Below are 13,140 nucleotides of genomic sequence, written 5' to 3'. Positions count from 1 at the left end.
CCCGCAGATAGGCTCGACGACCGATTGGGCGCGACGGTCGCGCACCGAACTTACGGGGAGGGCCTCATGTCGTTCGACCGGCCTGGTGCGCCGATGAATCCCGGCGCACAGCCGCAGCAGCCGCCGATGGGGCAGCCGCAGCAACCGCCGATGGGGCAGCCGATGGCACCGCAGCAGCAGCCTCAGCAGATGCAGCAGCAGATGCCGCAACAGCCGTCGTATCCACAGCAGATGTCGTCGGCTCAGCCGGGGGCGCCGCTGCAGCAGCCCCCGTCGGGCGGTCCGCAATACCTGCAGGCACCGCCCGTCGGGTTCACGCCGCCGATGGGCGCGCCCGCACCCAAGAAGACGACCGTGGACACGGTCGTCTTCGGTGCGGTGGCAATGCTGGGGCTGGAACTGGTGATGCTCATCCTGACGCTGGTGAAAACCGGCGTGCTCCCCGAGCTCGGCAGCCTGTTCGGCGTGACCCTGGTGCGGTACGTCGCGGATTCCCAGTTCCTACCGGCTGACCTCGCCTACTGCGCTGCCCTGGCTCTGGGCGCGTTCGGCGCGTTCCGCGGCCGTGCCTGGGGGCGGCCCGTCGTGCTCACCGTCATGGCGCTGTTCGCCTATCCGACCGTCACCGACCTGTTGGACTCGGTCATCCACAGCGCTTTCACGGAGGGTCACAACCTCCTGTTCAACGTGGTCGCGATCGTCCAGTTGCTGGTCGCTCTGGCGACGCTCGGCATGGGCCTCGCCCAGATGAGCGCGAGCCGCCGCCCCGCGCGCCCGGCAGGTGTCGGGATGCCTGGCATGCCCGGCTTCCCAGGCCAGCCTCCGATGGGTCAACCGGTGCAGCCGCAGGGACAGTTCCAGCCGACCCCGCCGCCCGTCCAGCAGCCGGTGCCGCCGCAGCAGTTCGGACAGCCCCAGCAGCCCCTGATCGGGCAGCCCCCGATGGGCCAGCCGCAGCCTCAGCAGCCCCCGATGGGCCAGCCGCAGCCTCAGCAACCGCAGATGGGCCAGCCGCAGCCGCAGCCGCAGCCGGGCTACGGCTACCCACAGCCCGCGCCCGGCTACGGCTACCCGCAGCCGGGCTACGGCCAGCAGCCGCCCGCGCCGGGCGCGTAAACCGAGCGCTGCCACGATTCCGGGCCCCTGACCGCGCCCGCACCCGCGACCGCGCCCGCGAGCGGACCTGACGCTTCGTTCACGGGCGCGGGATGTTCCGCAGATTGCTGCGGGCCAGGTCGATCATCCTGCCCACGCCGCCGTCCAGCACCGTTCGCCCCGCCGCCAGGGCGAACCCCTTGAGCTGGGCGGCGGTGATCGTCGGCGGCAACGAGAGCGCGTTCGGGTCCGTGACGACGTCGACCAGCGCCGGGCCGGGCGCGGCCAGGGCCTCGGTCAGTGCGCCGCGCAGCTTTTTCGGCTCGGTGACCCGGACGCTGTGGATCCCGCAGGCGGCGGCGATGGCGGCGTAGTCGACCTTGCCGTTGTCGATCTCGAACTCGGGATAGCCGCTGACCATCATCTCCAGCTTGATCATCCCGAGCGCGCCGTTGTTGAAGACCACCGCCTTGAGCGGCATGCGCTTGCGGTACTTCGCCACCGTCAGCAGCTCGCCCATCAGCATGCCGAGCCCGCCGTCCCCGCAGAGCGCCACCACCTGCCGCTCCGGATCCGCGAGTTGCGCGCCGATCGCGTGCGGAAGGGCGTTGGCCATCGAGCCGTGCAGGAACGAGCCGATCACCCGGCGGCGCCCGTTGGGCGTGAGATAGCGGGCGGCCCAGACATTGTTCATGCCGGTGTCGACGGTGAAGACCGCGTCCTCCGCCGCCACGTCGTCCAGCACCGAGGCCACGTACTCGGGGTGGATGGGGGTGTGGTGCTCGATGTTCCTGGTGTACGCGCCGACGACCTTCTCCAGGGCCGATCCGTGGCGCCGCAGCATGTCGTCCAGGAACGACCGGTCCTGACGCGGCTTCAACAGCGGCAGCACGGCACGCAGCGTCGCCCGCACGTCCCCGTGCACCGCCAGCTCCAGCGGCGTGCGACGGCCCAGCCGGGTCGCGTCGTGGTCGATCTGCACCGTGTTCCGGCCGGGCAGGAAGCTGTCGTAGGGGAAGTCGGTGCCGAGCAGCAGCACCAAGTCGGCCTCGTGCAGCGCCTGGTGGCACGCGCCGTAGCCGAGCAGGCCGCTCATGCCGACGTCGTACGGGTTGTCGAACTGGATCCACTCCTTGCCGCGCAGCGAGTGCCCGACTGGCGCCTTCACCGTGTCGGCCAGCTGCATCACCTCGGCGTGCGCGCCGCGCACCCCCGCGCCCGCGAAGATCGCCACCCGGTTCGCCGCGTTGATCGCCTCGGCCAGCGCGGACACCTGCGCGTCCGGCGGGATCGGCGTGGCGTGCTCGGTCAGGAACGCGCTGGTCCCGGTTGGGTTGGCGACCGGCAGCGCGGCCACGTCCCCGGGGAACGCGACCACGGACACCCCACGCCCACCCAGCGCGTGCTGGATCGCGGTCCGCAGGACGCGGGGCATCTGGCTGGACGTGCCGATCATCTCGCAGTAGCCGGAGCAGTCGACGAAGACCCGCTCGGGGTGCGTCTCCTGGAAGAACCCGGTCCCGATCTGCGCCGACGGGATGTGCGACGCCAGCCCGAGCACCGGCACCCGGGACCGGTGCGCGTCGTAGAGCCCCTGGATCAGGTGCGTGTTCCCCGGCCCGCACGACCCCGCGCACACCGCCAGCCGCCCGGTCGTCTCCGCCTCCGCCGCCGCAGCGAACGCGCCGGCCTCCTCGTTGCGGACGTGCACCCACTCGATCGCCCCGTCGGTCCGCCGGATCGCGTCGACGACGGGGTTCAGGCTGTCCCCCACCACCCCGTAGATCCGCTCCACCCCGGCCTGCCGCAGCACCGTGATCATCTGCTCCGCGACCGTGCGCTCTGCCATCGCCACGCTCCTCCGCGCCACCGTTGACTGACTGTCGGATTGCCCGTCGTGCCGAAGCGATCCTCCCCCGAAACCCGCGCCCCGCGCGGCAGTGACGCGGCAACGTCCGGGTCGCACCGGAGAGGGCGGCGCCGACTCCGCCGTCGTCCTGACCCCCTCCTCCACAGGCAGGGCTCGACCTCCCCATAATAGTTGCGCTAGAGATAGTATCTCTCGTGCTACTATCTTGAGGGATACCGTCTTCGCATCTTCATTGGGGGTTCGCTCATGCATCGGTTCATTGGCCGAGACCGGGAGCTTCGGGCCCTGGCGGTTGCGCTCGAAGACGTCCACCGTGCTGCGGGCAACGCCGCTCGGCCCGGCCAGTGCCTGCTCATGCGCGGACGGCGGCGGGTCGGGAAGTCAACCCTGGTCGAGGAGTTCCTGCAGCAAGCGGAAGTCCCCCATCTGTTCTTCACCGCCGGGGGCGGCTCTGCCCACGACGAACTGTTGGAACTGCTCGACGCGGTCTCCACCTCCACGCTGCCGCAGAAGTCACTCTTCGCAGAGGAGGCACCGGAGCAGTGGAACGCAGCCTTCCGGCTGCTGGCGGAGATCCTGCCGGACGACTCGCCGAGCGTGCTGGTGATCGATGAGGTGCCCTACCTCATGGAACGCATCGACGCCTTTGAGGGGATGCTTCAGCGGGCGTGGGACCGCCTGCTCAGCCGCAAGCCCGTCCTGCTGCTGCTGGTCGGCTCGGATCTGTCCATGATGAAGGCGCTCAACAGCTACGACCGGCCGTTCCACCAGCGTGGACGGGAGATGGTCGTGGGACCGCTCAACCCGGCCGACCTCAGCGAGATGCTCGAACTGGAGCCGGCCGCCGCTTTCGACGCCGCACTCGTCACGGGCGGCCTCCCGCTGATCTGCCGGGAGTGGCCGGCCGGGGCCACGATGTGGGAATTCCTTGAGGCAGCACTGGAGAACCCGATCTCCGCCCTCCTGGTCTCCGCCGAGCGATCGCTGGCTGCCGAGTTCCCCCCGCAGGCGATGGGCAGGGAGGTACTGCGGGCGATCGGCACAGGCGAGAGGACGTTCACCAACATCGCCCGGGTGGCGGGCGGCATCGCCCACTCCACTCTCACCAGGGCGGCAGACCTTCTGATCGAGAAGCGCGTGGTGGCGGCCGAACTCCCCGTCTCACTCCATCCCTCGAAGGAGCGCCGCTACCGGGTGGCGGACCCCTACCTCCGCTTCTGGCTGGCGTTTCTCGATCCGCACATGGCAGAGATCGAGCGCATCCGCGGCGACCTCACCCTGGCCCGGATCAGAGAGCGCTGGACGAGCTGGCGCGGACGCGCAGTCGAGCCCCTGATCCGCGAGGCCTTGGCCCGCATCCTGCCGGACGGCGAACTGCCCGCTGCTCCCGTCGTCGGCGGCTACTGGACCCGAAGCAACGACGTCGAGATCGATCTCGTGGGCGCCGATCGCGAGCCCGTCGCCAAAGAGTTGCTCTTCCTGGGGTCGATCAAGTGGTTGGAGACCTCCCCCTTCGACGCACATGACCTGGCCGCCCTGCACAAGCACCGGGCCGCACTCACCGACGACCCGATCCCCCTGGTCGCCGTATCCCGAAGCGGCGTCAACTGCTCCGGCCTCCAGGCGACCTACGGACCTGAGGACCTCCTCGGCGCCTGGCGTACCCGCTGAACGCCGTTGGTCAAACTACGGCCGGAGTTGAGCTCGGTGTGGAGCGGCGAGAGAACCGGACGTCGCTGCTCCCCGAAGCCGCCCCGGAAACGGGTCAGGGCCGGCTTCCCCGAAGGGAAGTACCGGCCCTGACCTACTGTTTCACCAGTCGGGGTGGCGGGATTTGAACCCACGGCCTCTTCGTCCCGAACGAAGCGCGCTACCAAGCTGCGCCACACCCCGGTGCAACGGGAGCTAACTCTACCCGACCCGGAGCCTCCGTCCGCCCGGCCCCGGCCTCTAAGGCCTAAGGCCGGGACGCGGACAGGGGCCCGGGCGGGAGAGTTACTTGGTCTGGTCGGAGTCGGGGATGCCGTTCCTGGTGGCGAGCGCGTAGGCCTGCTCGACGGTGAGGCCCTGGTAGGCCGCGGCGGAGGCCGGGAGGCCGCCGAGCGGGAAGGGGCTGGCCTGGGCGCACTGGACCGCGGCGCCCGCGTTCTCGGTGTGGGCCTGGGCCGTCGCCTGGCCGATGTTGACCGGAGCCTTCGAGGTGCTCCCGGAGCCGCCGCCGACCTTGAGGTCGGGGCCGACGACCACGTGGACAGTGGTCAGGCCGGAGGCGACGGTGAGGGAGGAGGAGGGCAGCCCCAGGGCGGAGGCGACCTGCTGGGCCTCGGCCTTGTAGCTCGGGTCGGAGGTCGAGTACTCCACCTCGCTCGCGTTCACCGACATCGGCGTCTGCTCGACGGCGGCGTTGCTGTACCCCTTGTTGGCCAGCTCGGTCTGCACCGCGGCGGCCTTGCCGGTGACCCCGGTCCCGTTGAAGACGTGGACCTCGATCGTGGACGGGTCGATCGACTGCGTGGCGGACGCGGACGGGGTGGAGCCCGCTGTCGGCTTGGACGACGAGCCCGGCGTCAGCGACTGGTCGTTGGCGATCGCCTCGAAGAGTTGCTGCGAGCCCGGGCCCGGGACCAGCCAGGCGTTCGGGTTGTACGGGTCCTGCGCCGTCGGCATGGTCGCGAAGGTGATGTGGTCGGTCGGTATCGACCCGAGGGTGTTGGCCAGGCTCACCAGGCTGGTCACGCCGGCGAGACCGTCGTCCACCTGGAAGGCCTTCGACGCCGACTCCGCCAGGCTGAAGACGTTCGTCGGGTCGGCCAGTGTGCTCGCGCTCTTCATCTTGTGGATCAGGGCGCTGAGGAAGATGTGCTGGGTCTGCGTGCGGTCGGTGTCGCTCGCCCCGCCGAACGCGTGGCGGGAGCGCAGGAAGGCGAGGGCGCCGGCGCCGACCAGGGTGTGGGTGCCGGCGGTCAGCTTGAGGTGCGAGCCCGGGTCGTAGACGTTGGCACTGCTGCAGACCTGGACGCCGCCGACGGCGTCGGACATGTTCACCACGCCGGAGAAGTCGACCATCATGTAGTGGTCGATGTGCACGCCGGTCAGTGAGTTGACCGCGGAGACCGTGCAACCCGGCCCGTAGTTCAGGCTGTTGGTGATCTGGTCGTGGGTCGGGAAGCTGTAGGTCTTCCCGTCCGACCCGGTGCACGACGGAATCTGCAGGTCCGTGTCGCGCGGGATGCTCATCACCGTCGCGTTCTGGTGGTCCGCCGAGACGTGCAGCAGCATCTCCACGTCCGCGTGCGGCAGCGAGTTGTCCGCGCCGCCGAGCGTGGCGTCCCCGCCGAGGCGGGTGTCGGAGCCGATGATCATGATGTTCAGCGCGCCGGGGATGACGGCGCCCTTCTGGGGCTGGCTGCCGCTGTCCAGTGCGGTGTGCTTGATGTTGCCGTCCAGCTGGTACACCCAGGCGCATCCGGCCGCCGCGACGAGTATCGCGAAAGCGCCGACGCCCATGGCTATCCGCTTGCCCCGGCTCTTGGCCTTCTGCTTGCGCCGTCCGTTACCGCCCGGTGCCCCATGGCCACCCGCCCCGTGGCCGCCTGATGCCGTCCGCTGGCCGGGGACCGACTTTCCGCGCGCAGCCTGGCGGGCGGCGGCTCGGCCGCCGAAGGACTCTTCGGGTGGTGTCACGACGGTCCCGCTCCTTGCCGCAATAGGTCAACACGCAATCGGTTTCCGGGGATCCTAGTCCCGACGGGTGAAGACACCAGAGGCTGGCCGTTCGGTTCCCTTCGGTGAGACCGCTCACAGTGACCTCAAGCGGTCTCAACCGGTGCGAAAACTGCACACAAAATGCGCGAGAACGGTCTGGGCACACGAGAAGAGGGTCGGCCTTCCTGAGCGGAAGGCCGACCCTCTTCTGTGCGTCACCAGTCGGGGTGGCGGGATTTGAACCCACGACCTCTTCGTCCCGAACGAAGCGCGCTACCAAGCTGCGCTACACCCCGGTGCAACGATGGTTACTCTAGCGGACCATCCCCCCGGAGACGAAATCCGATTCCGCAGGCGGGCGGGGGTCGGACGGGGTGTGTGCGTGCGGGGGTGGTTTCGGGCAGGGTCCATGGAGTCGCTCGGAAACCGCCCAGGAGTCGTCCAGGAGCCCCACCCCGGGCCCGGCCGAGAGGCCGAGGTAAGGACGGACCGGGTGCTTCATACCGGAACGGCATGGCCGTACTCCTAAGATGGACGTATGTCCGAGCTGCGCCGCCTGCGTTACTTCCTGGCCGTCGCCGAGGAGCGGAACTTCACACGTGCCGCGGAGCGGCTCCACATCGCGCAGCCGGCGCTCAGCCGACAGGTGCGGGAGCTGGAGCGCGAGCTCGGCGTGGAGCTGCTGGCCCGGACGACGCACAAGGTCGAGCCGACCGAGGCCGGTCGGATGCTGCTGGAGCGCGGCCCCGCACTGCTGGAGGCCGCGGAGAACCTCTGGCGCGGAGTGCGCGAGTACGCGGACGGCCGGGTCGGCGCACTCAGCCTCGGCTACGGGATGAGCGCGGGCTACGAGACCGCCCCGCAGCTGCTGCTCGCGATGAGCGAGGAAGCCCCCGGCATCGAGGTGTCGGCCCGGGTCATGGCCTTCGCCGACATCGTCGACTCCGTCGCCGCCGGGACTCTGGACGTGGGCCTGGTCCGCTCCGCGCAGCTGGACGCGCTGGCGGTGGACGTGGAGCTGACGCTGCTGCGCCGGGAGCCGCAGGGCATCGTGATCAGCAGGGACCATCCGCTGGCCCAGGGCGCCACCGAGATCGATCCGGCCGACCTGGACGGCCTCAAGCTGCTGCTGCACCCGCGCGACCACAACCCAGGCCACTACGACGAGATCATGGAGATCTGCGCGCGGGCCGGGGCCAAGCCGGAGGTGCTCTACCGGGGCCTGGACTTCGACGCCTCGTACACGCCGGTGGCGTCCGGCGCCGCGGTGACCATGGTCGGCCTCTCCGGCCGGATCGGGCTGCCGAGCAGCCTGGTCTGGCTGCCGGTGACGCCGCGCGCCTTCATCGAGGTGCACCTGGTGACGCGCCCCGGCAAGCATTCGCCGTCGGTCAGCCGACTGCTGCGGGTCGCCGAGGAGACGTCGCGACGGCACGGCTGGCTCTCGGGCGACGTGGCCTCGCCGGGCGGCACCACGGACGCGGGCGAGCCCGCCGAGGCGTCCGGCGCGCCCCGGGCGGCGCGGGGCGCGTCCCTGCTGGGCCTGCACGCGGCAGGCGCGCTGGACGGTGCGGACGTCGGGGTGATCGACGGCGCGTACGAGGTCCCCGGAGAGGTACGCGCGGCCGACGGCGAGTAGCCCCGGTCGTCGCGGCCCGCTTCAGGCGCGGTCTGCTTCGGGCGCGGTCTGTTTCAGGCGCGGTCGCGCGGCCGGAGCGTGAGCAGGGTGGCCTCGGGCGGGCAGGCGAAGCGGACCGGGGTGTAGCGGTTGGTGCCGCAGCCCGCCGAGACGTGCAGGTAGGCCTGGCGTCCGCCCGCCACGTGCCGGGACAGGCCCTTGACCCGGCCGCGGTCGATGTCGCAGTTGGTCACCAGCGCCCCGTAGAAGGGGACGCACAGCTGACCGCCGTGCGTGTGCCCGGCCAGGATCAGCGGGTAGCCGTCGGCGGCGAACGCGTCCAGGACGCGCAGGTACGGCGCGTGGACCACGCCGAAGGAGACGTCCGCGTCGGCCGACGGGCCGCCCGCGACGGCCTGGTAGCGGTCGCGGCGGATGTGCGGGTCGTCCAGCCCGGTGAGCTCCAGGTCCAGGCCGTTGACCTTCAACCGGCCGCGGCGGTTGGTCAGGTCCACCCAGCCCGCCGCGTCGAAGCCGTCGCGCAGGTCCGTCCACGGGTTGTGGACGGCCCCGACGATGCCGCGTCGCGCCGTGCCGTCGGCGTTGTTCATGCCGTGGTTGCCGGAGAGCATCGCGGACAGGTAGCGGGCGGGGTTCTTCGGCTTGGGGCCGTAGTAGTCGTTGGAGCCGAAGACGTAGGCGCCGGGGAAGTCCAGCAGCGGACCGAGCGCGTCGAGGGTCTGCGGCACGGCCTCCGGGTCCGACAGGTTGTCACCGGTGTTGATCACCAGGTCCGGGCGGAGCGCGGCCAGACTGCGCAGCCACACCTGCTTCTTCCGTTGGCCGTTGACCATGTGGATGTCGGACACCTGGAGGATCCGCATCGGCTTGGCACCCGCCGGGAGCACCGGGATCTCCACCCGTCGCAACCGGAACGAGCGCACCTCGTACCCGGCGGCATAGCCGACGCAGGCCGCGCCGACGGCGGCGGTGACTCCCAGGGCCTTGAGCGGAACGGCGTATCGGGTGCGCATTCGACCATGGTGTCAGAAGCGGCGCGATGCCGGTGCGCGAGGTGCCGCACGCGCGACCGGACTGCTGAAGCGGACTGTTAATCCGGGCGGAGGCTTGCCCGGAGATGCGAGACTTACGTCATGACCACGACGCTCAAGCAGCAGCTCCAGGAGGACCTCACCGCCGCGATCCGGGCCCGTGACGATCTTCGTTCCGGCACGATCCGGCTGACCCTGGCCGCCATCACCAAGGAGGAGGTGGCCGGCAAGACCGCGCGCGTGCTCAGCGACGCGGAGGTGCTCCAGGTGATCACCCGCGAGGCGAAGAAGCGCCGCGAGGCGGCCGAGGCCTTCGACCAGGGCGGTCGCGCGGAGTCCGCGGAGCGCGAGCGGGCGGAGGGCGTGGTGCTGGCGGCCTACCTGCCGAAGCAGCTGTCCGACGAGGAGCTGACCGCGATCGTGGCCGAGGCCGTCGCCGAGGCGAAGGCGGGCGGGGCCGAGGGCCCGAGGGCGATGGGCGCGGTCATGAAGATCGTCAACCCGAAGGTCTCCGGCCTGGCCGAGGGCGGCAGGGTCGCTGCCCTGGTGAAGCAGGCCCTCGCGGGCTGAATGCTCTCCGATAAGGGAAGTTGCACTCACCCAGGGGCGCGGGGAACTGCGCGACAAGCCACTCTGCGAGGGAGAGCACCGATCTAACAGTGCCATCCGCTCATCGGTGGATTCTCGCGCAGAGCCCCGCGCCCCCAGAAGTGTTGCAACGTCCCGCCGTTGCTCGCCGCACGCGTCAGCCGCCGAAGCCGTTGCCGCCGCCGGGCCCGCCGCCGGCGACGCCGACGATTCCGGTGCCGCCGGGACCGCCCGTTCCGCCGAAGACGGTGCCTGTGCTGCCGTTGCCGCCGCCCGGACCGCCCGTCGTGCCACCCGTCGCGCCGCCGGCCTGGCCGAAGATCGCGCCGCCCACGCCACCGGGACCACCGCTCTGGCCGCCGTTCTGGCCGGGCTTCTTGCCCTTCTTCGCCCCGTCGCTCGACGAGGGCTTCTTGTTCGGCAGCGGCACCAGGTTGAAGCTCCCGTACGGGACGCCCACCAGCGCGCCGTCCATCGCGTCGTGCCAGATCGGACCGGCGACCGTCGAACCGAAGGCGGTCTGCGTGACGCCGCCGATCGACTGGTTGGAGAGGTCCTCGTAGCTGGCGGTGTCACTCACCACGGTCGCGCCCGCCAGCTGCGGGGTGAAGCCCACGAACCACACCTGGTAGTGCGAGTCGGTGGTACCCGTCTTGCCCGCGCTCGGGCGGCCGTCGGAGAAGCCGTCAGCGGCGCCGGTGCCGTCCTCGACCACGCCCTTGAGCATGGTGGTGATCGCGTCGGCGGTGCTCTGCTGCATCACCTGCTGGCAGTTGGCCTGCGGGACCGGCAGCGACTTGTGGTCCGCCGTGGTCACCGAGGTGATCGCGGTCGGCGCACAGTAGAGGCCGCGGGCCGCGAAGGTGGCGTAGACGTTCGCCATCTCCAACGGCGTCAGGTTGTTGGTGCCCAGGGTCAGCGACTGCACCTGCGCGATCGGCGCCAGCGTGGTGCTGTTCGGGGAGTAGGTCGCCTGGCTGGTGATGCCCAGCCTGTTCATCATGTGGACGACGTTGCAGAGACCGGCGTCCTTCTCCAGCGGCACGAAGTAGGTGTTGACCGACTTGGCCATGGCGTCGGGCATGTCGAACGGGCCCACCAGGGACGTCGAGTCGTTCTGGTCCGGCGGGTTGTCGACCTGGGCCAGGGTGTTGCCGTTGCAGTCCGTCATGGACGGGTACGGCTCCTGGTAGGGCGACGGATAGGTCTTGTCCATCTTGAGGCCCTGCTCCAGCGCCGCCGCCGCGGTGATCGGCTTGAACGTCGAGCCGGTCGGGAAGCCGCCGCCACCGCCCATGGTGCGGTCCACGTTGTAGTTCAGCGTGGTGACCGCCGGGCTGGAGCCGACGCCGTACGGGCGGCTCTGACCCATCGCCAGGATCTTGCCGGTGCCCGGCTGGACCATGGTCATCGCCGTGGCGGCCAGGTCGCCCGCGTACACGTGCTTGGTGACGGAGGAGTAGAGGGCCGCCTGGGCCTTCGGGTCCAGGGTGGTGTGGATCTGCAGGCCGCCCTTGTCCCACAGGGCCTGACGGTCCGACGTCGTCGCACCGAAGGCCGGGTCCTGCAGGATGATGTGCTCGACGTAGTCGCAGAAGAAGGCCTCCCCGTTGTGGGTGGCCGTGATGCAGCCCTCCTGCGCCTTGTGCGGGGAAAGGCCCAGCGGCGTCGCCTCGGCGGCCTTGGCCTGGGCGGAGCTGATGCTGCCGTACTCGGCCATCTTCTCCAGCACCGTGTTGCGGCGCTGGAGCGCCACGTCCGGGTAGACCAGCGGGTCGTAGTACGTGGGCGACTGCACCAGGCCGGCCAGCAGCGCGGCCTGCTGCACCTTCAACTGGGCGGCGTGGACGCCGAAGTAGCGCTCGGCGGCGGCCTCGACGCCGTAGGCCTGCTCACCGAAGAAGGTGATGTTCAGGTAGTTGGTGAGGATCTGGTCCTTGGTCAGGGTCTCCTCGACCTTGATCGCGTACTTCAGCTCCTGGATCTTGCGGCCGACCGTCTGCCGCTGCGCCTCCAGCACCTTGGCCTGGTCGTTGCCCGCCTCCTCGACGAAGACGTTCTTGACGTACTGCTGCGTCAGCGTGGAACCGCCCTGGGTCGAACCGCCGCCGCTGTTGTTGCTCAGTGCGCGCAGGGTGCCCTTCAGGTCGATCGCGCCGTGCTGGTAGAAGCGGTTGTCCTCGATGTCGACCAGCGCCGCACGCATCAGCGGGGCGATCTGGCTCTCTGGCACGACCGTGCGGTCGCGCGAGTAGACCTTGGCGATGACGTTGTTCTGGCCGTCGTAGATGTAGGAGGCCTGCGAGAGGGGTGGCGTGGTGAAGTCGTCCGGGATGTTGTTGAAGTCGTTGACCGCGCTCTTGGCCGTCAGCCCCAACGCCCCCACGGCAGGAAGGGCCAGGCCTGCCACCAGGCCACCGGCCAGCACGCTCGCGCCCAGAAGGCGGGCTCCGAGCGAGATCTGCTGCAGGGGGGATACCTTCCGCTTCGCTGCCATGCGCAGAACCATACGCGGCGTTCCCCGGACAGGCGGGCAGCTGTTCGCCTACTCTTGTCACAAGCGCACGGCAGGACGCCGTCTGCCCGCTCGACTCACTCTTGTGGGTGATGAGAGATGACCGAATCGTCGGCATATGAGCGGCATATGCCAGGCGGAAGCGTATCCGGCAGGCGCGAAGCGGGTCCCCGAAGCCCGCACAGGCCTGCTGCCTGCGATCACTCCAACGGGTGATCTCCCGAGCACGCATAGTCCAAATGGGCCATAAGGATTGGGCCCCAAGGGGCTGTTGCAACGCCCACTTCTTCCGTAACGTCCTCAACTGGCAACGGCATATTCGCCGTTGCCGCCGTGGGGGAGCCTCGATTCGGGAGAGGACGGCGCCAGCATGAGCTGGGTTGAGGACTGGAGTGCGCAGGCCGCCTGCCGCACCAGTGATCCGGACGAACTGTTCGTCCAGGGGGCGGCACAGAACCGCGCCAAGGCGGTGTGCACGGGGTGCCCGGTACGCACCGAATGCCTGGCCGACGCGCTCGACAACCGTGTCGAGTTCGGCGTCTGGGGCGGGATGACCGAGCGCGAACGTAGAGCACTGCTCCGCCGTCGACCGACTGTGGTGTCCTGGCGCCGTCTGCTCGAGACGGCCCGGTCCGAGTACGAGCAGAGCTACAGCGTCTGCGACGTGGAGGACTACGCCGAGGCGGGCTGAGACCTT

General features: G+C 70.0%; 9 protein-coding genes and 2 tRNA genes. 5 read left to right on the top strand and 6 right to left on the bottom strand.

Features of this window, described 5'->3' with window-relative positions; translation table 11 throughout:
• Positions 1 to 66 precede the first annotated feature (66 nt).
• A complete protein-coding gene (locus ABH940_RS00240; RefSeq protein WP_370103837.1) occupies positions 67 to 1,116 on the top strand; it encodes a hypothetical protein in 1,050 nt (349 codons plus the stop codon).
• A 79-nt stretch (positions 1,117 to 1,195) separates the two neighbouring features.
• Here ABH940_RS00240 and ABH940_RS00235 read toward each other — a convergent pair whose 3' ends face one another.
• Positions 1,196 to 2,944 (bottom strand): pyruvate dehydrogenase, encoded by a 1,749-nt coding sequence (locus ABH940_RS00235; RefSeq protein WP_370065445.1) that lies wholly within the window; start codon positions 2,942 to 2,944, stop codon positions 1,196 to 1,198.
• A 267-nt stretch (positions 2,945 to 3,211) separates the two neighbouring features.
• Between ABH940_RS00235 and ABH940_RS00230 the strand changes: the two genes are divergently transcribed.
• Positions 3,212 to 4,636, top strand: coding sequence for an ATP-binding protein (locus tag ABH940_RS00230; protein ID WP_370065447.1), 1,425 nt, complete (start codon positions 3,212 to 3,214; stop codon positions 4,634 to 4,636).
• Between the two features lie 148 nt (positions 4,637 to 4,784).
• Here the strand turns inward: ABH940_RS00230 and ABH940_RS00225 are convergent.
• From ABH940_RS00225 to ABH940_RS00215, 3 genes are all read right to left on the bottom strand, one after another.
• A tRNA-Pro gene (locus tag ABH940_RS00225) sits at positions 4,785 to 4,858 on the bottom strand.
• Positions 4,859 to 4,960: 102 nt separating this feature from the next.
• Positions 4,961 to 6,649 (bottom strand): LCP family protein, encoded by a 1,689-nt coding sequence (locus ABH940_RS00220; protein ID WP_370065449.1) that lies wholly within the window; start codon positions 6,647 to 6,649, stop codon positions 4,961 to 4,963.
• A gap of 243 nt (positions 6,650 to 6,892) precedes the next feature.
• Positions 6,893 to 6,966: transfer RNA gene (locus ABH940_RS00215), tRNA-Pro, on the bottom strand.
• 242 nt (positions 6,967 to 7,208) lie between these two features.
• Between ABH940_RS00215 and ABH940_RS00210 the strand changes: the two genes are divergently transcribed.
• A complete protein-coding gene (locus ABH940_RS00210; protein ID WP_370065451.1) occupies positions 7,209 to 8,309 on the top strand; it encodes a LysR substrate-binding domain-containing protein in 1,101 nt (366 codons plus the stop codon).
• 53 nt (positions 8,310 to 8,362) lie between these two features.
• Here ABH940_RS00210 and ABH940_RS00205 read toward each other — a convergent pair whose 3' ends face one another.
• Entirely contained in the window at positions 8,363 to 9,322 is a 960-nt protein-coding gene (locus tag ABH940_RS00205; protein ID WP_370065453.1) for a metallophosphoesterase, read from the bottom strand.
• A 120-nt stretch (positions 9,323 to 9,442) separates the two neighbouring features.
• Here ABH940_RS00205 and ABH940_RS00200 point away from each other — a divergent pair, with 120 nt between their 5' ends.
• Entirely contained in the window at positions 9,443 to 9,910 is a 468-nt protein-coding gene (locus tag ABH940_RS00200) for a GatB/YqeY domain-containing protein (protein ID WP_370103835.1), read from the top strand.
• Positions 9,911 to 10,085: 175 nt separating this feature from the next.
• Here ABH940_RS00200 and ABH940_RS00195 read toward each other — a convergent pair whose 3' ends face one another.
• Positions 10,086 to 12,425, bottom strand: a complete 2,340-nt coding sequence (locus ABH940_RS00195) for a transglycosylase domain-containing protein (RefSeq protein ID WP_370065457.1) — start codon at positions 12,423 to 12,425, stop codon at positions 10,086 to 10,088.
• Between the two features lie 388 nt (positions 12,426 to 12,813).
• Between ABH940_RS00195 and ABH940_RS00190 the strand changes: the two genes are divergently transcribed.
• Positions 12,814 to 13,134, top strand: a complete 321-nt coding sequence (locus ABH940_RS00190; RefSeq protein WP_196195848.1) for a WhiB family transcriptional regulator — start codon at positions 12,814 to 12,816, stop codon at positions 13,132 to 13,134.
• Positions 13,135 to 13,140: the final 6 nt, after the last annotated feature.

The organism is Streptacidiphilus sp. BW17, assembly GCF_041262485.1.
Taxonomy (GTDB): Bacteria; Actinomycetota; Actinomycetes; order Streptomycetales; family Streptomycetaceae; genus Streptacidiphilus.
Note: the sequence above shows the minus strand (reverse complement) of the source record. Positions and strands in the feature narration are given on the sequence as shown.